The sequence below is a fragment of the Thioclava sp. JE_KL1 genome (assembly GCF_009296265.1).
GTDB lineage: Bacteria > Pseudomonadota > Alphaproteobacteria > Rhodobacterales > Rhodobacteraceae > Thioclava.
In genome coordinates this window covers 13380-34382 of sequence record NZ_WBJS01000012.1, presented here as the reverse complement: position 1 = coordinate 34382, position 21003 = coordinate 13380, and the positions used below count along the sequence as shown (strand labels likewise).

Genomic DNA, 21003 nt, shown 5'->3' with positions numbered 1-21003 from the left:
TGGCGCGACAGACTGGAGGGGCGCAGATGATCCGCGACGCAAGACCGCAAGACGCAGAGGCGATTACCGAGATTTACAACGACGCGGTGCGCAACACGACCGCGATCTGGAACGAGATCGAGGTCGGTCCCGAGAACCGCCGCGCCTATATCGCGGATCGGCAGGCGGCAGGCTATCCGGTGCTGGTCTGGGAGGAAGACGGGCGCGCCGTGGGCTATGCGAGCTTCGGCCCGTTCCGCCCCCATGACGGCTATCACCTGAGCGTCGAGCATTCCGTGTACGTCCACCGCGACCACCGCGCGGGCGGCAAGGGCGCGAAGCTGATGGAGGCGCTGATCGCGCGCGCCAAAGAGGGCGGGTTTCACGTCATGGTCGGCGCGATCGACGCCGCGAATGAGGGCTCGATCCGGCTGCATGAGCGGCTTGGCTTCACGCAGGTCGGCTTGATGCCGCAGGTCGGCAAGAAGTTCGGGCGCTGGCTGGATCTGGCGCTGCTGACGCTGCTGCTGGACGATCGCGAGCGGCCTTGAGCTTGAAGTGAGGGACGCGCCCGAGCCTCGGGTGGGCGCTGTGCTCCGCCTGTGGCTTGGCGCTTTATCTCGCAAGCCCGCATGCCGGGTGTGCCCGCGATGAGATCGCCGATGCGCCTTCCCCGGGGGAGGGTCGGGCGCGGCCCGGGGCTAGTCGCCCCGCGCCAGGTTTTATGAGCTACCGCGCACTGCGCCCCAGCAAATCCACGAACCGCTGCCGCGCCTCGGGCAAGGGCCGATCGCCCAGATCGGGTGCCATCCGTTCGCCAAGGAAAAACCCGGTCAACCGCAGCCCTTGCACGATCTCGCCAAGGCTCGCGGGCCCCTGCCCCAACAGGCAGAGCGGCAGTGGCAACAGTCTCGGGGCCCATTCCGCGGCTCCCTGACGGCTCACCGCACGCCCCGAGCGCGGGCTGACATAGGCCAGATCGTCGCGCGCCCCGGTCACCGCGCAGCGCGACAGGTCGAGCCCGTAGCCCATCTCTTCCAGCAGTCCCAATTCCCAGCGCAGGTAGCTGGGCACCCAGTCGCCCCCCTCGGCCATCGCGTCGAACAGCGCCTCTGAGGCCAAAAACAGCGCGTCATGCGCCTCGCGCTCGGGCAGCGTGAACCGCAGCAAAGCCGTCGCCGCGTTCAGCCCGGCCAGCGCCTGCCGGTCCGACAGGATCACCGCGCGGCTTTGCAGCGGCTCGATCGTGTAGCTGCCAAGGTGATCTTCCAGCCGCGCGCGCCACGTCGCCGTGACCCGGTTTCCCGGCTGCAAGATCCCCGTCATCTTGCGCGACGCCCCACCGCGCACGACGCCCGCATGTCGCCCATGCGCCGAGGTGAACAGCTCGACGATCATCGAGCTTTCGCCATGCGGTCGTGCCGAGAGGATCGTGCCGAGGTCTTGCCAGTCCATGCGCCGACTATCTGACCCGTGACGTTGCGGCGCAAGCGGCTTCGTGAATTGCGCAGACGTCGCGGGCCGCACTAGCTTCACACCCATGAAACGCGCCTCGATCCTTTTCGCCGCCCTGATCGCCCTCGTCGAGTTGGCGGCGTTCGGCGCGAGCTTCGTCAACAACATGGCCGAACACCCTCACGCCGCCGTGCCGCTGGGCATCCTGTGGCTGATGTTTCGCTACTTCACGATCTGGACGAACACGCTGGTGGGCCTCGCCTTCGGCTGGATGGCGTGGCGCAAGCGGGCACTGGCGAAGCCGTTCCTTGCGGCGCTCGTGCTGTGGATCCTGATCGTCGGCGTGGTCTACCACCTGCTGCTGGCGGGAGATACGCCGCTGCACGGGCTCGATTACGTCTCGAACCTGCTTTATCACACCGCAGCCCCGATCCTCGTGCCGGTCTGGTGGCTGGCCTTCGCGCCGAAAGGCGGGCTGACGAGCCATCACGCCGTGATCTGGCTGGCGTGGCCGCTGGTCTATCTCGTCTATGCGGTGATCCGGGGGCTGGAGACCGGGTTCTACCCGTATTTCTTCCTCAACCTCGACAGGCTCGGATGGGGCGGGCTGGGCCTGTGGTGCGTGAAATTCCTCGTGGCCTTCTGGATCGGCGGGCTGGTGATCGTGACCTTGGGCCGCGGTCTCAACCGGCTCGGGATCAGCCGCTGAGGCCGTCCTCGTCCAGCATCGTGCGCCCCTCGCGGCTCTCGATTTCGATCACCCAAAGGTCGGGGTCGAAGCCGCGTTGCTTGCGGATGCTGGCATCGACCGCAGCCTCGGGACCGTCATGCAACAGCATCCACGCGCTTTTGCCCGTCATCAGGTCGGCACGCCGCTCGTAGCTTTGCGCGGTCCCGTCGAGCCGCGCGCATTTCACCAGCACGGCCCCCGAAGACGCCTGCCCATGCGCGGTGACATAGGCCGGGATGTTCGCCAGCTCCAGCCGCTTGAGATAGGCGCGGACCCAGAAATCCGTGGTCAGACGCCCCTCGCTCATCACTTCGAGTCCTTGAAATCGAGACCCATCTCGGAATAGCGCTCGGCCTCTTCCAGCCAGTTCGGGCGCACCTTCACCTGCAGGAAGAGATGCACGGGCCGATCGAGGAACTCGATCAGCTCTTCGCGCGCGGCCTTGGAGATCGCCTTGATCGTCTCGCCGCCCTTGCCGAGGATGATCCCCTTGTGGCCGTCACGCGCCACATAGATCACCTGATCGATCCGCGCGGAGCCGTCCTTGCGCTCTTCCCAGCTCTCGGTCTCGACGGTGAGTTGATAGGGCAGTTCTTCATGCAGGCGCAGGGTCAGCTTCTCGCGGGTGATCTCGGCGGCGATCATGCGCATCGGCAGATCGGCAATCTGATCTTCGGGATAAAGCCACGGCCCCTCGGGCATCTCGCCCGCAAGCCATTCCTTGAGATCCTGCACACCATAGCCGCGCTCGGCGGAAATCATGAAGGTCTTGGTGAACTGATACGCCTCATTGAGCTTCGCGGTCAGGCCCAGAAGCTCCTCGGACTTCACCTTGTCGATCTTGTTGATCGCGAGCGCGACCGGCTGCGTGCCTTCGCGACCGCGCAGAGCCTCGAGGATGCTCTCGACACCCGGCGTCAGACCGCGATGCGCTTCGACCAGCAGGACGATCATATCGGCATCGGCCGCCCCGCCCCAGGCCGCGTTGACCATTGCGCGATCCAGACGACGGCGCGGGCGGAAGATGCCGGGCGTGTCGACAAAGACGATCTGGCTCTGGCCTTCCATCGCGACGCCACGGATGCGGGCGCGGGTGGTCTGCACCTTATGGGTGACGATCGAGACCTTCGCGCCAACCATCGCGTTGAGCAGCGTGGATTTGCCCGCATTGGGCTCTCCGATCAGGGCGACGAAACCGGCGCGTGTGGTCATGGGTGTTCCTTTTTGGCGATACGCGAAAGCGATACGGGGCGCGGGGTAGCTTATAACGGCGCGCGTTGCCAGTCATCTTGTCATGTGGCGGAGGGAAGCGGCTGACCGCCGGGTGGGCGGGATACCTGTGTGGTCTGCGCTTGATCGGGCAAAATCCGCAAGAGTTGTCCGCGCGCGATGGTCTCGAAAGCGCCCGCCCGAGGGGGCGGTCGGGCGCTGCCCGGGCCGCTTCGCGGCTGATCCGGGCCTTGGCTCAGCCCTCGGCGCCGTCTTCCAAGCGCTTCAGCAGCGACTTCGCCGCCGTCATCTCGCCCTGACGCTTCGATCCGGCCTTCGCCGTTTCGCGCGCGCCGTTCTCCAGACGCACCTCGATGGTGAAATTGGGGGCGTGATCGGGACCGTCGCGATGGATGATCTCGTAGTGCGGCGGTGGCAGACCGCGTGCCTGCGCCCATTCCTGCAGCGCGGTTTTCGGGTCGCGCGCGTCTTCCTCGACGCTGTCGAGCCGGTCTTCCCAAAGCCGCAGGATCAGCACCTTCGCCGCGTCGAACCCGCCATCGAGATAGACCGCCGCGATCACCGCCTCCATCGCGTCGCCCAGCAGCGCCAGCTTGCGCCGCCCGCCGGTCATCATCTCGGACCGGCCGAGCTTGAGCACCGCACCGAGGTCGATCTTGCGCGCGATATCGGCGCAGGCTTCCTTGCGCACGAGCGCGTTGAAGCGCGGCGCCATCTGGCCCTCGGATGCGGCACGGTCGCCGAGGAACAAAGCCTCGGCCATCACGAGGCCCAGAACGCGGTCGCCCAGAAATTCCAGCCGCTGGTTGTCGGGCCGGGTCGGCGTGGAGATCGAGCTATGCGTCAGCGCGCGCGCGAGCAGCTCGGGCCGTTTGAACTTGTGCCCGAGGCGCTGCTCGAATGCCTTGATCTCCGCGCTTAGCTTCAATTGATCGCCTTGAAGAACCGATCCGGACGCCAGGTCCAGAAGTAGAACAGCGAGCGACCCGCCGAGGAGAACATCACCCGGTCGGCCCGGCCGATCAGGTTTTCTTTCGGGACGAAGCCGAGACCGCCCACCGATTGCGGGAAGCGGCTGTCTTCGGAGTTGTCGCGGTTGTCGCCCATGAAGAAATACATGCCCTCGGGCACGGTGTAGACGGGCGTGTTGTCCACGGGGCCGTCATTGTTGATCTGCAGAATGTCATGCGTGACGCCATTGGGCAGCGTCTCGGCATAGCGTTTCTTGATGCAGGTATCGCCCATGCCGACCGGCGAGTTCGAGCAGCGCGGCAGCAGCCCCTGCGGACCCTGCGGCTGCATGACTTCCTCGAAATCGGGCTCGGGCTTCATCTCGACCGCCTTGCCGTTGATCTGCAGAACGCCGTTGATCATCTGGATCTTGTCGCCCGGCAGGCCGATCAGACGCTTGATGAAATCGACGTTCTTGGTCGGGTGACGGAACACCACGACGTCGCCGCGTTCGGGGTCGCTGGCCAGCAGGCGCCCGTCGAAGGGGCAGGCCGAGAACGGGCAGGAGTAACGCGAATAGCCATAGGCCATCTTGTTCACGAAGAGGAAGTCGCCGATCAGCAGCGTGTCCTTCATAGAGCCGGAGGGAATCCAGAAGGGCTGGAAGAACAGCGTGCGGAACACCCCCGCGATCACCAGTGCCCAGACAATCGTCTTGATCGTGTCGAGGATACCGCCCTCGGCCTTGTTCTTCGCCATTATCTCTTACCCTGCCTCAAAATTCCTTGGCCTCAATACGCGGCCTCGCGCCCGAGTCAAGAAAGCTTGCGGGCCTCGATCACGACGAAGGCCTGCGCCCAGGGGTGGTCATCGGTCAGCGTCACATGGATGACGGCCTCGTAACCCTCTGGTGTCATTTCCTTAAGCCGGTCCGCCGCCCAGCCCGTGACCTGCATCACGGGCTGCCCCGTTGGCAGATTCGTGACCGCCATATCCTTCCATGCGATGCCCATGCGCAACCCGGTTCCAAGCGCTTTGGAACAGGCCTCCTTCGCCGCCCAGCGCTTGGCATAGGTGCCCGCCACATCCTTGCGGCGCTCGGCCTTGCGCTGCTCGGTCTCGGTGAAGACGCGATTGCGGAAGCGGTCGCCGAAGCGGTCGAGCGTGCGCTCGATCCGCTCGATATTCGCGAGATCGGTGCCGATGCCGAGGATCATGCCGCCTCAGCCCCGCGCCGCATCCATCAGCTTGCGCATATGCACGATCGCGGGACCGAGCCCCACGAAGATCGCCTCTGAGATCAGGAAATGGCCGATGTTCAACTCGCGGATCTGCTTCATCTCGGCGATCGGCTCGACCGTCTCATAGGTAAGACCGTGGCCCGCATGCACCTCCAGCCCGAGGCTGTCGGCATAGGCCGCCCCTGCTTTCAGCGCCTCCAGCTCGGCATCGCGGGCGGCGAAATCGCCCGCGTAATGCATGTCGCAGAAATGGCCCGTATGCAGCTCGATCACCTGCGCGCCGATCTTGGCGGAGGCTTCGATCTGCGCCGGGTCGTGGCCGATGAACATCGACACGCGGATGCCCGCCTCGACGAGCGGCCCCACGTAATCGGTCAGCCGCGACAGATCGCCCGCGACGTCGAGACCGCCTTCGGTCGTCACCTCTTCGCGCTTTTCCGGCACGATGCAGCAGGCATGGGGCAGATGGCGCAGCGCAATCTCCTGCATCTCGGGCGTCGCGGCCATCTCGAAATTCAGCGGGATGTCGAGCCCGCCGCGCAGCGCGTCGATGTCCGCGTCACGGATATGGCGGCGGTCTTCGCGCAGATGCGCTGTGATCCCGTCGGCCCCGGCCTGCTCGGCCAGACGCGCGGCGCGCAGCGGGTCAGGATAGGCCGCGCCGCGGGCATTCCGCACGGTGGCCACGTGATCGATATTCACACCAAGGCGCAAAGGTTTGGGCATCGGGCTCTCCGCAATAAGTCTCGCAGGAGTATGCCTGCGCGCGCGGGCGGGGAAAAGACCTGCGATTGTATCGGTTTCAGAACGGAACGGGCGCGGTGAAGGTCATATGCATGCCGCCATCTGGATGCCGAAAGCGCAGGGTCTCGGCATGGAGCATCAGGCGCTCGAACGCCTGCGCCGGGCCTTCGGCATAAAGCGGATCGCCAAGGATCGGGTGGCCCAGCTCGGCCATATGCACCCGCAGCTGGTGGCTGCGCCCCGTGATCGGCATCAGCCGCACCCGCGTCGTGCCGTCCTCATGGCGCATCACCCGCCAGTCAGTCTGCGCGGGGCGGCCGTTCTCATGATCGACATGCTGGCGCGGGCGGTTCGGCCAATCGACACACAGCGGCAGATCGACCCGGCCTTCCTTCTCGGCCAGCTCACCCCAGAGCCGCGCCTGATAGGCTTTCTTGGTCTGGCGTTTCTCGAATTGCAGACCGAGATGGCGCTGCGCGTGGGGCGTCAGCGCGAAGACCATCACGCCCGAGGTATCGGTATCGAGCCGGTGAACCAGCAGCACCTCGGGGTGAAGCGCACGCAGCCGCGCAATCAGGCAATCCGCCTTGTCCGGCCCTTTGCCCGGCACGGACAGCAACCCCGCCTGCTTGTCGACCACGAGAATTTCGTGATCGGCATGAAGGATGCGCGGGGCATCCTGTGGCGGGTCATAGACGTAACTCATGCGCTGCGAGATGCACTGCGCCGCCTGTCGGGTCAAGCCTCAGGGCGATTGCGGCGGCCCCGGCTCGATTTCGTAGTAATCGCCCTTATCGGCCACGAAGATATGCTCCGCCATCGAAAGCCCCGTCGGCAGGTTGAGCGTGCCCGCCGCGATCGAGATGCGCCCCTCCCCGTCCAGCCGCCAGAACAGGGAGCTGCCGCAGACCGCGCAAAAGCCCCGCTCCGCCGTCTCGGAGGAGCGATACCAGCGCAGCCCGTCGCGGTTGATCAGCACAAGCTGATGGTCATCGATCTGCGAGGAGGCCCAGACATGGCCGGAGGTCTTGCGGCATTGGCTGCAATGGCAGGCCACCACAGGCCGCATGTCGCCCTCGACCTCGTAGCTGACCGCCCCGCAGAGGCACCCGCCGGTATGTTTCATGGCTTCCTCACAAATGTCCGAACACGTCTTTCAGAATCGCTTCCAGAGCCGCGGCATCCTCTTCGGTGAAGGCATCGGGCTGGTCGCTGTCGATATCGAGCACCGCGATGACACCGCGCTTTGCATGGACCGGGATCACCAGTTCCGAGCGGGTGGAACTTGCGCAGGCGATATGGCCCGGGAAGGCCTCGACATCGGGCACGAGCTGCGTCGCCCCCTCGCGCGCCGCCGCCCCGCAGACCCCGCGCGAAAACGGGATCACGAGGCAACCATGCCCGCCCTGATAGGGGCCGATCTTCAGCAGTTCCGGCTCGGTGACCCGGTAGAACCCGGTCCAGTCGAAGCGGTCATCCGCATGATGGATTTCGCAGGCCAGCGTCGCCATCAACGCGACCTCGTCGGTCTCGCCTTCGGTCAGCGCGGCGATGCGTTTCGCCAGATCGTCGTAATCCACGCTCATACCCGTTCGATCGCGATGGCCGTGCCCTCGCCCCCACCGATACAGATCGCGGCCACGCCGCGCTTGAGATCGGCCTTTTCCAGCGCATTGAGCAGCGTCACGATGATCCGCGCGCCCGACGCCCCGATCGGATGGCCAAGCGCACAGGCGCCGCCATTCACATTCACCTTGTCATGCGAAATGCCCAGCTTATGCATGAAGGCCATCGGCACGACCGCGAAGGCCTCGTTGACCTCCCACAGATCGACGTCATCGACCGTCCAGCCGAGCTTCTTCAGCAGCTTCTCCGCCGCCGGAACCGGCGCCGTCGGGAAATCGGCGGGCGCCTGCGCATGGCTCGCATGGCCCAGAATGCGGGCGCGGATCGGCAGGCCCTCGGCCTTCGCCGCAGCCTCCGAGGCCAGCACCAGCGCAGCCGCCCCGTCCGAGATCGAGGACGAATTCGCCGCCGTCACCGTGCCGTCCTTGCGGAAGGCGGGCTTGAGATGCGGGATCTTGTCGGGGCGCGCATTGCCCGGCTGCTCGTCGATCGCGACCACGGTCTCGCCCTTGCGGGTTTTCACGGTCACCGGCGCGATCTCGTCGGCGAAGGCCCCGGATTTCTCCGCTGCAACGGCCCGGTTCAGCGACGCCATCGCGTAATCGTCCTGCGCCTCACGCGTGAACTGGAACGCCTGCGCACAATCCTCGGCAAAGGTGCCCATGAGACGCCCCTTGTCATAGGCATCCTCCAGCCCGTCGAGGAACATGTGATCGAGCGCCTGAGCATGGCCGAGCCGTGCCCCTGCGCGCATCTTCGGCAGCATGTAGGGCGCGTTGGTCATGCTCTCCATCCCGCCCGCGACCATCACCCCGGTCTGGCCGAGCGCGATCTGGTCATAGGCCACCATCGCCGCTTTCATGCCCGAGCCGCACATCTTGTTCAGCGTCGTCGCGGGCACCTCTTCGCCAAGCCCCGCCGCGAAGCCTGCCTGTCGTGCGGGCGCCTGCCCCTGACCTGCGGGCAGCACGCAGCCCATCAGAACTTCCTCGATCCGCGCAGGCGCGACGCCTGCACCGTCCATCGCCGCCTTGATGGCGGCCCCACCCAGTTCCGACGCAGGCACAGCTGCAAACACGCCCTGCATTCCGCCCATCGGCGTGCGCGACGCTCCGACGATCACCACGTTTTCCATGATATCCTCCAAAATTCTGTCCCACGGATACCGAATGGTAAGCATTGCCGTCTAGCCTTCCCGTCAGATCAACCGTGGGAGTCGGACATGAACCTCACTGCCGAAGCGCTGGAAGGCGCGCTTGTCGTCCATCTGGCCGAGGCGCGGCTGGATGCGGCCATCGCGATCCGGTTCAAGGAAAGAATGCGCGATGTCACCGTGCAACCGGCGGCGCGGGTGCTGCTGGACCTCTCGAAGGTGGAGTTTCTCGACAGTTCGGGCCTCGGCGCGGTGGTGGCGGTGATGAAATCGCTCGCGCCAAACCGACAGCTGGAGCTTTGCGGGCTGACGCCGAATGTCGCGAAGGTTTTTCGCCTGACCCGTATGGATTCGGTGCTGCCAATCCACGCCGACATCGAAGCCGCGCTGGGGGAGGGCCGGAAATATGCGTAAGCGTGTGAGACCGAAATCACCCCCCAGCACCCCGCGCCCAACCCCGCACCCGCAGCAGACGGAAGTGCGGGTCTTCAACCTCAGCTTCGCGGCGACACCGATCGCGGTGCGCGACGCGCTGCGGGCCGCCGTGGCGCGTTTCATCCGTCTGATGACCGAGGAAGAGGCCGGGACGCTCGAATTGATTCTCGCGGAAATCCTCAACAACATCGTCGAGCATGGCTACGGCGATAGCGGCAAAGGCACGATCTCGCTCTCCATCGCGCGCGACGGTAAGGGGCTCACCTGCTCGGTCAGCGACGATGGGGTCGCGCTGCCTCCTGCCTGCCTCGATCTGGAAGACCGCGACCCGGAGCGGCCCGACCCGACCAGCCTGCCCGAAGGTGGCTTCGGCTGGTTCCTGATCCGCGATCTTGCGACCGATCTGGGATACCACCGCGAGGAGGGGCGCAATCTGCTCGCCTTCCGCATGCCGCTAGACCCGATCGAGATGCGACAGGCGGGATAGGGCCCCTGCCCGACCCGCGCCCTTGCGACATGCCCGGCGCGGTTCAGTTCAGTTGGAATTGCAGCCGGTAGGAGCCGTTGCCGAATTCGCCGAAGAGATCCTCGAGATCGGGATGGCTTACCGGCTCGCCGGAGAAATCCGCAACGAGGTTCTGCTCGGACACATAGGCCACGTAATAGCTTTCGTCGTTCTCTGCGAGCAGGTGGTAATAGGGCTGGTCCTTGGACGGGCGCGACTCCTCGGGGATCGCGTCATACCATTCCTGCGAGTTGGAGAAGATCGCATCGACATCGAACACCACCCCGCGGAACGGGTGGTTGCGATGCCGCACCACTTGGCCGATGTGATATTTCGCGTGCGTGGTATGCATATCTATCCTCATACCTTAATTCTAAATCGTGAAACCGCTCAGGTCCACGTTTTCGCCTCATTTCCGCCGGAAACAGATTGTCCGATTCGTCGCGACAGTCCGCTGATCCTGTGCGTTTCCCGGTTTTCGAACGGGCCAATTACGCATAGACTGACAAAAAACAAGGCCGTCAGAGCAAAGAAGAGCAGCTATGAAGAAATACCTCGCCCTCGGCGTAGTGCTTGCGGTGGCCGCCTGCGGAGGCGGACCGTCCAAGCCCCCGCGCAATCTTGATGACGCCTGCGCGATCATCAAAGAACGCCCGCAATATTTCAACGCCATGCGCCGGACGGAGGCCCGCTGGGGCGTGCCGGTCGCCGTGCAGATGGCCACGATCCATCAGGAAAGCAAGTTCGACGGCAATGCGAAGACGCCGCAACGCTTCGCGCTCGGGATCATCCCGCTGGGCCGTCAAAGCTCCGCCTATGGCTACAGCCAAGCGCTGGACGGCACCTGGGATGAGTATCGCGAAGACACCCATCGCTTCGGTGCAAGGCGCAACCGCATCGCCGACGCCACCGATTTCATGGGTTGGTACATGGACGGCACGCAGAAGAAGCTTGGCATCTCCAAGGCCGACGCGCGCAACCAGTATCTGGCCTATCACGAAGGGCGCGGCGGCTACTCGCGCGGGTCACACCGGTCGAAATCCTGGCTTCTCGCCGTCGCCAACCGCGTCGCATCCCGCGCGCAGATGTATCAGATTCAGCTGCAATCCTGCCGGCGCTGAGCAATCAGCGCCGCTGGGCCAATGCCTGATCGATGGAGAACATCGACGTGGCGAAGTTGCCGCCCTTTTGCAGGTTGTTCAGGATCGTCGTGGTCTTCTCGCCCGACTGGTTGGTGATCACCCACTGGCGTAGCTCGACCGGCCCGTCGGTGAAGACCAGCTGAATATTCCCGTATTCGGGATGCTGCGGGTCCTGCGCGGTCACGATCGTCTTCGGCCCGTCCGTCGTGTAGCCCACGACCATACCGTTGCGGTTCAGATCGATATTTCGCCCGAGGATCAGGTTCAGCGGCGTCTTCACCAGCGGATATTGCTCCGGCGGCTGGTTCGATTTGGGATCGAACACCGCGACCCGGTTGGCCGAGGCCAGCACCAACGTCTTGTCGTTATTGTACTGAAAGCGCGCCCGACCGGGCCGCTTGATGAACAGCTTGCCGGTCGAGATCGACCCGTCCGAGTTGACCTGCGTGAAATCCGCCGAAGCGGAGGTCAGCGAGTTCAGATAGGACGATATCTGATTCAGCGAGACTTTCCCGGCCGAGGCCGGAAGGGTGAGCGCCAGCGTGAAGATCGCGGCGAGCAGGATGCGGATCTGTTTCATGACCATAGATTTAGGCACTCCTTGCGAAAGCGGAAGTCCCGCCGTAACGCGCCAATCGCGCTGCGGGTCCGTCTTGAGCGCATTTGCGCCTAACAGGGGATGTCATTCAATAACAGCGCCCCCGTATCGGATCACGGCGCCCGGCGGTCATCCCGAGTAAGGGCCCCTGAAACGCAAAGCACCCCGAGTTCTCCCCCGGGGCGCGTCGCATTTCTGATTGTGACCGGCTTACTGCTGCTCGGGCACGAGGATTTCGCGCTTACCGACATGGTTGGCCGAGGACACGATGCCCTGATCTTCCATCTGCTCCACGAGGCGCGCGGCCTTGTTATAGCCGATGCCCAGCTTGCGCTGGATGTAGGAGGTCGAGCATTTGCGATCCTTTATCACGATGCCCACCGCCTGATCGTAGAGCGCATCCTCGCCGCCGGTATTGCCGCCGGTGTTGAGGCCGAGCACCGCATCGATATCGCTCGCCGTGTCGTCATCGGGGCCTTCGACCACGCCCGACATGTATTCCGGCGGACCGAAGCTCTTGAGGTGGTTGACGATTTCCTCGACTTCCTCGTCGGACACGAACGGCCCGTGGCAACGGGTGATCTTGCCGCCCCCCGCCATGTAGAGCATGTCGCCCATGCCCAGAAGCTGCTCGGCGCCCTGCTCGCCCAGAATAGTGCGGCTGTCGATCTTCGACGTCACCTGGAAGGAGATCCGGGTCGGGAAGTTCGCCTTGATCGTGCCGGTGATGACATCGACCGAGGGGCGCTGCGTGGCCATGATCAGGTGGATGCCCGAAGCCCGCGCCATCTGCGCCAGACGCTGGATGCAGGCCTCGATCTCCTTGCCCGCGACCATCATCAGGTCGGCCATCTCGTCGACGATGACGACGATATAGGGGAAAGGCTCGGGCTGGAATTCATCCGTCTCGAAGATCGGCTCGCCGGTTTCCTCGTCGAAGCCGGTCTGCACGGTGCGCTTGAACATCTCGCCCTTGTCGAGGCTTTCCTTCACGCGCCCGTTGTAGCCCTCGATATTCCGCACGCCCATCTTGGACATTTTGCGATAGCGCTCTTCCATCTCCGAGACGACCCATTTCAGGGCGACGACCGCCTTCTTCGGGTCGGTCACAACCGGCGACAGCAGATGCGGAATGCCGTCATAGACGGAGAGTTCGAGCATCTTCGGGTCGATCATGATCAGGCGGCACTCTTCCGGCGTCAGACGGTAGAGCAGCGACAGGATCATCGTGTTGATTGCCACCGACTTACCCGAGCCGGTCGTCCCTGCGATCAGCAGGTGGGGCATCTTGGCAAGGTTGGTCACGATCGGCTCGCCGCCGATGGTCTTGCCCAGAGCCAGCGGCAGCTTGATGTTCTTGTCGTCGAAATCGCGCGCCGAGAGGATCTCGCGCAGCACGACCTTCTCGCGGTGGTCGTTGGGCAGTTCGATGCCGATCACCGAACGGCCCGGCACGGTCGAGACACGTGCCGACAGCGCCGACATCGAGCGGGCGATATCGTCGGCCAGACCGATCACGCGGCTGGCTTTCAGACCCGGAGCGGGCTCGAGTTCATACATCGTGACGACGGGGCCGGGGCGGACCGAGACGATCTCGCCCTTCACGCCGTAATCGTCGAGCACGGTTTCGAGCATCCGCGCGTTCTCCTCCAGCGCCTCGTCGGAAAGCTGGTGGCGCTGGATCGTCGTGGGGTTGGTCAGCAGCGACAGCGGCGGCATCTCGAAGGGCGCGGTTTTCGGCTTCTCGAAAGCCATCTTCGGCTGCGCCTCTTCGATCGCACGACGCGAGGGGGCTGCGGGTTTCGCCGCAGGCTGCACGACGCGCTTCGGCTCGGGCTGCTTGATCACCTGACGGTCGAGACCGCGCGCAGACGCCGGGATCTCCGGCACCACGTCTTCCTCGATCCATTGTGCAGCGCCCGACTCGTCGAAGGAGTGCGGCTCGCCCGCGTAGAAATGCTCGGTACGCATGTCGCGTGGATCGGCCTCGAAGCCTTCGTAATCCGGATGGGTCCAGTCGCGGCTGTCGTCGTCCGCGTAGTCATAACCCTGCGCGACCTGCTCAGCCGCCGTCATCTGCGGCTCGTCGGCACCGGCATAGGCCATTTCGGGCGCATGCTCGGCGGCAGCGGCAGGCGCGCCGAAGCCCGGCATGAACCGCGGTTTGGCCTTGAGCGGCGGCTCGGCGCGCAGTTGCGGCTCGGCCCGCAGCGGCGGCTCCTGATGCACGACCTGCGGCTGACGCGGCGCGCGCGCGAGGCGCTTGGCGACGGCGGCCAGCACCGAGGCAGACGGACGCGGCGCCTCCGGCTCGGGGTCGGCGAAGGTCTCGGGCATGTCATGATGCAGCGGAGCCTCGGGTTCGGGCGCGTAATCGGTCACGATCGGCGCCGACTTGCGGTTCTGCACCGCCTGGCTGATCCGGGCGCGAATGCGGTCCTCGGTCGGCGCTGCGGGCTGCGGCTGGTCGTCCCAATAGGGCTCGGTCTCGAACAGTTCGGGCGAGGCATCATAGGGATCGTAATCGGGTTCCACCGGGCGACGGATCCGCGACAGGAAGGACGGGCGTGCCGCCGGGGCCGCTTCGACCTCGGGCGCCCAGTCATGCGCGGCATAGGCCTGCTGCTCTTCCCAGGCCGCCAGCTCTGCGGCGCGTTCGGCTGCTTCGGCGCGACGCTGACGCGCCCGCTCTGCCGCCGAGCGAGCCCCCGTGACCGAGGCCGATGCCCCACGGCCCAGAATGTTCATCGCGCCGACATAGATCGCGACCGTGCCCAGCCACATGAAGCGCGTGATCGCCTGCAGCTCGGGCTTGGTGAAGCCGAGAACGAAGGTCGCCATGGCCAGCATCGCCGCGGCGAGGACCAACGACAGAAGCTTCAGCCCAACCACGCCCGAGATCGGAACGATCCCCAGCATCGCGCCCGCGATCATGTCGCCGAAATGCCCGCCGAGGCCGAAGGCCTGCCCCCATTGGTCGCCCGGCACCAGAAGCGCCGCGTAAACGGCGGCGACGGCCACGGCGATCGGGAAGAAGATCATCCGCGACACGAGGCGTTCTTCGCCGCGATGGGTGATCATGCGCAGCCCCCAGGCCACCAGCGCCGCGGGCAGCAGCCACGCGCCGTGCCCGACGATCACGAAGAGAGGCGAAGCGATCCCGGCGCCGATCCGGCCCAACCAGTTCTGCACCGGCTCATCCGAGGACGCCATCCAGCTTGGATCTTCGGGGTGATAGGAGAAAAGCATCATCGCGGCGAGCAGGCCGAAGACGACCAGCAGCCCCCCCACCAATTCCTTGCCACGCCGTTCCAGAACGGCTTGCGTGTCCTGATCGAAAAGCGGATCGCGCTGTCGAACCTGATAAGATGCCATAACCTACCGTCCTCAACCGTAAAGGCAGTCGCGAAGCTGCATCAGCCCGCGCTGCGTTTCTGCTTTTGGAGCGACCAGAGCCACTCTGATATATTTCTGGCCGGGGTTTTCCCCGTTCACCTCGCGCGCGAGATAGGCGCCCGGCAGCACGCGAATGCCGGTCTCTGTCCAAAGCTTGAGCGCCGCTGCCTCCCCGTCTTCGACGGGAAGCCAGAGGAAGAAGCCGCCCTGCGGCAGCTGGAAGCCATCGACGCCGTCGAAGATCTGTCCCGCGATCTCGTATTTCTCGGCGTAGAGGCGACGATTTTCCGTGACATGGGCCTCGTCCGCCCAAGCGCGCTCGGCCACGCGCTGCAACGGTTGCGGCAGCGGCGCACCGGCATAGGCGCGCAGGCGACGGATATGTTTGATGCTTTGCGGCCCGGCGGCGAGGAAGCCCGAGCGAAGACCCGGCAGGTTCGACCGCTTCGAAAGCGAATGGAAGATCACCACGCGCTCGGGGTCGATGCCCTCCTCGGCCGCGACCTGTGCCGCACCGGGCGGCGGGGCCTCGCGCCAGATCTCGGAATAGCACTCGTCGGCGAAGACGATGAAATCGTGCTTCTCGGCCAGATGCAGCAGATCGGCCAGATAATCGCGGCTCGCGACTGCGCCCTGCGGGTTCGAGGGCGAGCACAGATAGGCCACGGTGATGCGGTCCAGCACCTCGGGCGCAAGTGCCGAATAATTAGGCAAAAACCCGGCATCAGCGCCCGCGGGCACGAAAACCGGCTCCGCGCCGACGGCTGCCGCCGCCACCGCATAGACCTGATAGAACGGGTTCGGGATCGCGATCACGGGCGTTTTGCCGCGTTTTTGTTCGGGCGAAAGCGCCATCGCGGCGTTGTAGAGACCCTCGCGGGTGCCGTTGAGCGCCATGATCCGCTCGGGGCCGATCTCGACCGAATAGCGCCGTTTCAGCCAGCCCGAGATCGCGTCCAGCAATTCGGGCGTGCCGTCATTGGCGGGATATTTTCCAAACTCTCCAAGGCTTTGCGCGATCACATCGCCGACGAACTCGGGCATGGGGTGGCGCGGCTCACCGATGGACATGGCCAAGACGTCGCCGCCCGGTTCATGCGAATCGAGCAGCGCGCGCAAACGCGGAAATGCGTATTCGGGCAGGTTCGAAAACCGCTCGGGAAAGTCCATCTGTGCCTCATCGAATGGGGTCTATGTCGCCCCTTATTGCCGACGAGGTTACAAAAGCTCCGCCGTTTCGTCCAGAAAAAGACAAGCTCCAGAGCGGGTTGACCACAAGAAATGTGGTTTTCAGGCCAGCGACGATTCGGCGGCCATGCCCAAACGCAGCAACCGATCCTCCGTCATCGGCGGCGCCATCAGCGAAATCCCGCAGCTTGGGATGCCCGTCGGAAGGTTCAGCGCGCATAGCCCCAGCACGTTGCCGATCCGGGTGTTGCGCAGCGCGAGCACGTTCTCTTCCTGGAAATAGGCCTTGTCGCTGAGAAGGCGGCGGACATCGGGCGGCAGGATCGGCGAAGTCGGTATCAGCACGGCATCATATTCCGCGGTCGCCTCCAGATAGGCGGCGCGGTAGCCCGCCAGTTCGTGCCAGCCTTTCGCGTAATCCGAAGCCAGCGCGTCGCGCCCGCTGCGGAACCGCTCGAGGATCGCCGCGAACATCTTCTCGGGCGCGGCTTCGATCTCGTGCTTCCATTCGCCATAGGCTTCGGGGGCGAAGAGAACACCCGAAAGGTCCATCGCCGGGCGTACCATCGGCAGACCCCGCCGCTCGATCACCGCGCCCGCCTTGGCGAAGGCCTCGACGGCCCGCTCGAAGCCCTGCACCGGCTTTTCGCGGGTGCCCTCAAAGGGCAGCCCCTCGAGCACCAGAAGCCGCTTCCCCCTGAGGCTCGCGTCACGCAGATCGGGCGCGGCGCGCCGTTCGAGCAGCGCAAAGACATGCGCGGCATCCTCGACATTGCGCGTGATCGGCCCGACCGTGTCGAAGGTCCGGCACAGCGGCACGACGCCTTTCGTCGTGATCCGCCCATGAGTCGTCTTCAGCCCCACGATATCGTTCCACGCGGCCGGAATACGCACCGAACCGCCCGTGTCCGAGCCGATCGCCGCCGCCGCCAAGCCGCGAGCCACCGACAGAGCCGCACCCGAGGACGAACCGCCCGGCGCGAGTTCGGGATCATGGATATTCGGCGGCGTCGCGGTCATCGGGTTCACGCCCAGCCCGGAGAAGGCCAGTTCCGTCATATGCGTCTTGCCCAGACAGACCGAACCGCCCAGCGTGGCTTCGATCAGCACATCCGCGTCGCGCTCGGGCACACGCCCGGCCAGCAGCCGCGAGCCCGCCTCGGTCGCGACCTCGGCGGTGTCGTAGAGATCCTTCCAAGACAGCGCGACCCCATCGAGCATGCCGCGCCTGGTCCCCTGCTTGGCGCGTTGATGCGAGGCCATCGCCTCGTCGCGCGCCCGCTTCGGCGTGAGACGCGCATAGATGTCCTCCGAGGCTTCAGCCGCCTCCAGATAGGCCTCGGTCTGCTCCACCGGATCGAGCTGACCGGCGGCAATCGCCCGCCCTTGTTCCGCAGCCCCTGCCAACCGCCATTCCATGCCCGCCTCCTTCGTTCTTTCCGCCACGCTAGCGACAGTCCCGCGCATGGACAATCCCGCTTCCAGCGCCATAGTAAGCGCCATGAAACACGATTCAGACGTCATCATCGCGGGCGGCGGGCTCAACGGCCCCGCCTTGGCGCTTGCACTGGCCTCCGCCGGCCTTTCCGTGACCCTTGTCGATGCGGCGCCGGCTCGCCAGCGCGCGACCGACACGTTCGACGGCCGCGCCTATGCGCTGGCGATCGCGTCGCAGAAATTGCTGCGCGCGATTGGCGTCTGGGACGGGCTTGCCGATCAGGCGCAGCCGATGATGGAAGTGAAGGCCGCCGACGGTCACGCAGGCGAAGGGGCGGCCCCTTTCTTCCTGCATTTCGACGCGCGCGAGCTGGATCAGGCGCCGGTCGGCTACATGCTGGAGGATCGCTACCTCTATCGCGCCTTCCTCGATGCGATGGAGGCGAGCGACAAGATCACGCTGCTGCACGAGACACAGGTAACAGGGCAGCAGGTCGTGCCGGGCGGGGTCGAGGTGAGCCTGTCCACCGGCAAGACCCTGACCGCGAAGCTGCTGATCGGCGCGGACGGTCGCCGGTCGGGCGTGGCCGAACGCGCCGGGATCACCCGCGAGGGCTGGGGCTACGGCCAGACCGCGCTGGTAGCTGCGGTCGAGCACGAGAAACCCCATAACGGCGTCGCGCAGCAGTTCTTCATGCCGACCGGGCCGCTCGCCATCCTGCCGCTGAAGGGCAACCGGTCGTCGATCGTCTGGAGCGAGACCGAAGAAAACGCGAAGACGATCTCGGCGCTGGATGACGAGGATTTCCTCGCCGTGCTGCGCCCGCGCTTCGGCGATTTCCTCGGAGAGATCAAACTGGCCGGTCCGCGGTTTTCTTACCCGCTGAACCTGACGCTTGCGAAAGCCTATGTCGCGCCGCGCGTGGCGCTGGTGGGCGATGCGGCGCATGGCGTGCATCCGATCGCGGGCCAAGGCCTGAACCTCGGGTTGCGCGATGTGGCGGCGCTGGCGGAGATCGTCGTGGAAGCGATGCGCCGCGGCGAGGACATCGGCGCCGAGGACGTGCTGGAGCGCTATCAAGGCTGGCGGCGCTTCGACTCGACCTCGCTCGCGCTCGGCATGGATACCGTGAACAAGCTTTTCTCGAACGACAATCCGCTGCTGAAAGCGGGGCGCGATCTGGGGATGGGCCTGGTGCAGGCGATCCCGGGCCTGCGCCGCGGGTTCATGCAGCAAGCGGCGGGCCTGTCGGGCCCCCTGCCCCGCCTGTTGCAGGGGCGCGCGCTCTAGAACGCCGCCCCTTACTCGTCGATCCGGCGCGCTTCGTCTGCCAGCAAGATCGGAATGCCGCCCCGGATCGGGAAGGCCAATTTCGCGGGCTGCGAAACCAGCTCCTGCTTTTCGGCATCGTATTTCAGCACCGCATGGGTCAGCGGGCACACGAGCGCCTCCAGCATGTGCCGGTCGAACAGCGGCTTCTCTCGGGCCGTCTCGGGCGCCGGTGCGCTCTCAGTTTCGTCGCTCATTGCAGCCGCTCCTCTCCGCCGCCATGCAGCGCATATTCGATCAGGGTCACCAAGGTCTCGCGTCGGGTGGCCAGACAGGGCGCTTCCAACAGCGCCTGCTTGTCCTCCGGCTCCAGCGGCAACAGCATCCCGAGCGAGTTGATCAACAACTCATCATCGGCATCTTTCAGCGTTTCCCAATCGGTATCCAGCCCCTGCGCGTGGAAAAACTTCGCCAGCAGGTCGAGAAATTCGTCGCGGTCGAAGCCGTTGTCATGCTCGGCCGCACCCAGATCGCGCTCGAACCCGGCCCAGCTGACCTCGGCACGAATATAAGGGGTGAAACCCTCGATCTGTTTGACGATGCGATAGCGCGAGATCCCCGACAGGGTGATCATGTAGCGCCCGTCCTCGGTCTCGGAAAACCCGGTCAGACGGCCCGCACAGCCGATTGCGTTGAGGTGGTTTTGCCCCTCCGGCCCCTTGATCGGCTGGATCATCCCGATCAGCCGAGACTTGGTCTTCATGCAATCTTCGATCATCTGCAGATAGCGCGGCTCGAAGATATGCAGCGGAAGCCGCGCCCGGGGCAGCAGCAGCGCACCGGGCAGCGGAAAAAGCGGAAGGATTTCGGGCAAGTCGCCTTTCTTCATCATGCGGATGAAACTAGCGCGCCCATGCCCTCAGGCAAATATCATCGACGACAGACGACGGCGGCCTTTTGCCACGATCGGATCGTTCGGCTTGAGCGCGTCGAAAATGGTGAAGAGCTGCGTCTTCGCGGCCTCGTTATCCCATTCGCGATCGCGGCGGAACAGCTCGAGCAGCTGGTCCACGGCTTCCTCGACATTGCCCGCCGCATAAAGCGCCTGCGCATAGTCGAAGCGCGCCTGATGATCGTCGGGATTGGCCTCGACCTTGGCTTTGAGATCGTCGAGCGGCCCGGCCGATTGCGCCTGTTTCGCCAGATCGAGCTGTGCACGCGCTGCCTCCACCGGGGCGCTGTCGGACAGTTTCGGGGGCACGGCGGCCAAAGCCGCGCCTGCCGCGTCCAGTTGGTCCAGCGCGATGCGCGCGCGGATCAGGCCGCCGTGGGCCTCCGCCAGCTCGCCATCTTCTTCGAGGATCGCTGCGAAGGTCTCCGCCGCGTCTTCCGCCGCGCCCTCGGCCAGCATGGCCTCCGCCGCCTCGACCGCATCGCCCAGACCGTTGCCGGTCTCGCCGCCGGACGCTTCGATCAGCTTGGCCACGAAGCTCTTGATCTCGGAGGGCGGCAGCGCGCCCTGGAAGCCGTCGATGGGCTGGCCCTGCCAGAAGGCGTAGACGGTCGGGATCGACTGCACCCGCATCTGACCCGCGATCATCTGGTTTTCGTCGACATTGACCTTGGCCATCACGACCGCGCCTTTCGCGGCTTCGACCTCGGCTTCCAGCGCCGGACCGAGCTGCTTGCACGGGCCGCACCACGGCGCCCAGAAATCGACGATGACCGGCACGGTCTGCGATTTCTCGATCACCTCGGCCATGAAGTTGGCTTCGGTCACGTCCTTGACGTATTCGCTCTTGCCTGCGGCCTTGGCGCCGCCACCCAGTTCCAGCATGTCCGTCTCCCGAAATTGCGGAGGATTTGCTTTCCTATATGGCCTCGGATGGGCCGAACGCAAACCCGTTTGACCGCGGCGCGCTG

The 21003-nt window shown here is 65.1% G+C and carries 25 protein-coding genes; 6 read left to right on the top strand and 19 right to left on the bottom strand.

The window, feature by feature from the left end; genetic code table 11:
• The first annotated feature begins 26 nt into the window (after positions 1-26).
• Positions 27-530, top strand: coding sequence for a GNAT family N-acetyltransferase (locus F8R15_RS18050; RefSeq protein ID WP_078521463.1), 504 nt, complete (start codon positions 27-29; stop codon positions 528-530).
• 178 nt (positions 531-708) lie between these two features.
• On the opposite strand, the gene recO is transcribed toward F8R15_RS18050, so the two are convergent.
• A complete protein-coding gene (gene recO, locus F8R15_RS18045; RefSeq protein WP_152845508.1) occupies positions 709-1434 on the bottom strand; it encodes a DNA repair protein RecO in 726 nt (241 codons plus the stop codon).
• Between the two features lie 43 nt (positions 1435-1477).
• On the opposite strand from recO, the gene F8R15_RS18040 reads away from it, so the two are divergent.
• Positions 1478-2143: a Pr6Pr family membrane protein gene (locus F8R15_RS18040; RefSeq protein ID WP_152845507.1), complete on the top strand. Its 666-nt coding sequence runs from the start codon at positions 1478-1480 to the stop codon at positions 2141-2143.
• On the opposite strand, the gene F8R15_RS18035 is transcribed toward F8R15_RS18040, so the two are convergent.
• From F8R15_RS18035 to F8R15_RS17990, 10 genes are all read right to left on the bottom strand, one after another.
• Positions 2133-2471 (bottom strand): DUF1491 family protein, encoded by a 339-nt coding sequence (locus F8R15_RS18035; protein WP_152845506.1) that lies wholly within the window; start codon positions 2469-2471, stop codon positions 2133-2135. The two genes, F8R15_RS18040 and F8R15_RS18035, sit on opposite strands and share 11 nt — an antisense overlap.
• Positions 2471-3376: a GTPase Era gene (gene era, locus F8R15_RS18030; RefSeq protein WP_078600868.1), complete on the bottom strand. Its 906-nt coding sequence runs from the start codon at positions 3374-3376 to the stop codon at positions 2471-2473. Before era ends, F8R15_RS18035 begins: the two co-directional genes overlap by 1 nt.
• Positions 3377-3629: 253 nt before the next feature.
• Complete coding sequence (rnc, locus tag F8R15_RS18025) at positions 3630-4322, bottom strand: ribonuclease III (RefSeq protein WP_078571195.1); 693 nt, start codon at positions 4320-4322, stop codon at positions 3630-3632.
• Entirely contained in the window at positions 4319-5107 is a 789-nt protein-coding gene (gene lepB, locus F8R15_RS18020; protein WP_078549435.1) for a signal peptidase I, read from the bottom strand. Before lepB ends, rnc begins: the two co-directional genes overlap by 4 nt.
• A 53-nt stretch (positions 5108-5160) precedes the next feature.
• Positions 5161-5562: a holo-ACP synthase gene (gene acpS, locus F8R15_RS18015; protein ID WP_152845505.1), complete on the bottom strand. Its 402-nt coding sequence runs from the start codon at positions 5560-5562 to the stop codon at positions 5161-5163.
• 6 nt (positions 5563-5568) lie between these two features.
• On the bottom strand, positions 5569-6312 hold the full coding sequence (locus F8R15_RS18010) for a pyridoxine 5'-phosphate synthase (protein ID WP_078600872.1): 744 nt from the start codon (positions 6310-6312) through the stop codon (positions 5569-5571).
• 76 nt (positions 6313-6388) lie between these two features.
• Complete coding sequence (locus F8R15_RS18005; protein WP_078601129.1) at positions 6389-7036, bottom strand: RluA family pseudouridine synthase; 648 nt, start codon at positions 7034-7036, stop codon at positions 6389-6391.
• A 39-nt stretch (positions 7037-7075) separates the two neighbouring features.
• Positions 7076-7456, bottom strand: coding sequence for a GFA family protein (locus tag F8R15_RS18000; RefSeq protein ID WP_152845504.1), 381 nt, complete (start codon positions 7454-7456; stop codon positions 7076-7078).
• A 7-nt stretch (positions 7457-7463) separates the two neighbouring features.
• The gene (locus F8R15_RS17995; RefSeq protein WP_152845503.1) at positions 7464-7916 is read right to left on the bottom strand and encodes a GAF domain-containing protein; all 453 of its coding nucleotides are present in this window, start codon (positions 7914-7916) and stop codon (positions 7464-7466) included.
• Positions 7913-9091, bottom strand: coding sequence for an acetyl-CoA C-acyltransferase (locus tag F8R15_RS17990; protein ID WP_152845502.1), 1179 nt, complete (start codon positions 9089-9091; stop codon positions 7913-7915). The genes F8R15_RS17995 and F8R15_RS17990 overlap by 4 nt, the downstream gene beginning before the upstream one ends.
• Positions 9092-9178: 87 nt before the next feature.
• On the opposite strand from F8R15_RS17990, the gene F8R15_RS17985 reads away from it, so the two are divergent.
• Positions 9179-9523, top strand: coding sequence for an STAS domain-containing protein (locus F8R15_RS17985; RefSeq protein ID WP_098412173.1), 345 nt, complete (start codon positions 9179-9181; stop codon positions 9521-9523).
• Between the two features lie 64 nt (positions 9524-9587).
• Complete coding sequence (locus tag F8R15_RS17980; RefSeq protein ID WP_166741317.1) at positions 9588-10031, top strand: ATP-binding protein; 444 nt, start codon at positions 9588-9590, stop codon at positions 10029-10031.
• Positions 10032-10074: 43 nt separating this feature from the next.
• Here the strand turns inward: F8R15_RS17980 and hspQ are convergent, their stop codons facing one another.
• Complete coding sequence (gene hspQ, locus F8R15_RS17975) at positions 10075-10401, bottom strand: heat shock protein HspQ (protein ID WP_078521487.1); 327 nt, start codon at positions 10399-10401, stop codon at positions 10075-10077.
• 190 nt (positions 10402-10591) lie between these two features.
• Between hspQ and F8R15_RS17970 the strand changes: the two genes are divergently transcribed.
• Positions 10592-11170, top strand: coding sequence for a lytic transglycosylase (locus F8R15_RS17970; protein ID WP_083078005.1), 579 nt, complete (start codon positions 10592-10594; stop codon positions 11168-11170).
• A 4-nt stretch (positions 11171-11174) separates the two neighbouring features.
• Here F8R15_RS17970 and F8R15_RS17965 read toward each other — a convergent pair whose 3' ends face one another.
• From F8R15_RS17965 to F8R15_RS17950, 4 genes are all read right to left on the bottom strand, one after another.
• Entirely contained in the window at positions 11175-11771 is a 597-nt protein-coding gene (locus F8R15_RS17965) for an outer membrane lipoprotein carrier protein LolA (protein WP_152845527.1), read from the bottom strand.
• A 228-nt stretch (positions 11772-11999) separates the two neighbouring features.
• Complete coding sequence (locus tag F8R15_RS17960) at positions 12000-15164, bottom strand: DNA translocase FtsK (protein WP_152845500.1); 3165 nt, start codon at positions 15162-15164, stop codon at positions 12000-12002.
• Between the two features lie 12 nt (positions 15165-15176).
• Entirely contained in the window at positions 15177-16355 is a 1179-nt protein-coding gene (locus F8R15_RS17955; protein ID WP_152845499.1) for an aminotransferase class I/II-fold pyridoxal phosphate-dependent enzyme, read from the bottom strand.
• Between the two features lie 120 nt (positions 16356-16475).
• Positions 16476-17792 (bottom strand): amidase, encoded by a 1317-nt coding sequence (locus F8R15_RS17950; RefSeq protein WP_152845498.1) that lies wholly within the window; start codon positions 17790-17792, stop codon positions 16476-16478.
• Positions 17793-17874: 82 nt separating this feature from the next.
• Between F8R15_RS17950 and F8R15_RS17945 the strand changes: the two genes are divergently transcribed.
• A complete protein-coding gene (locus F8R15_RS17945) occupies positions 17875-19101 on the top strand; it encodes an FAD-dependent monooxygenase (protein ID WP_152845497.1) in 1227 nt (408 codons plus the stop codon).
• An 11-nt stretch (positions 19102-19112) separates the two neighbouring features.
• Here F8R15_RS17945 and F8R15_RS17940 read toward each other — a convergent pair whose 3' ends face one another.
• From F8R15_RS17940 to F8R15_RS17930, 3 genes are read right to left on the bottom strand one after another with little or no spacing between them, the layout of a single operon-like run.
• Positions 19113-19337 (bottom strand): Trm112 family protein, encoded by a 225-nt coding sequence (locus F8R15_RS17940; RefSeq protein ID WP_078521497.1) that lies wholly within the window; start codon positions 19335-19337, stop codon positions 19113-19115.
• Positions 19334-19972 (bottom strand): LON peptidase substrate-binding domain-containing protein, encoded by a 639-nt coding sequence (locus tag F8R15_RS17935; RefSeq protein WP_078571183.1) that lies wholly within the window; start codon positions 19970-19972, stop codon positions 19334-19336. The genes F8R15_RS17940 and F8R15_RS17935 overlap by 4 nt, the downstream gene beginning before the upstream one ends.
• 27 nt (positions 19973-19999) lie before the next feature.
• Positions 20000-20917 (bottom strand): co-chaperone YbbN, encoded by a 918-nt coding sequence (locus F8R15_RS17930; RefSeq protein ID WP_078549463.1) that lies wholly within the window; start codon positions 20915-20917, stop codon positions 20000-20002.
• Positions 20918-21003 lie beyond the last annotated feature (86 nt).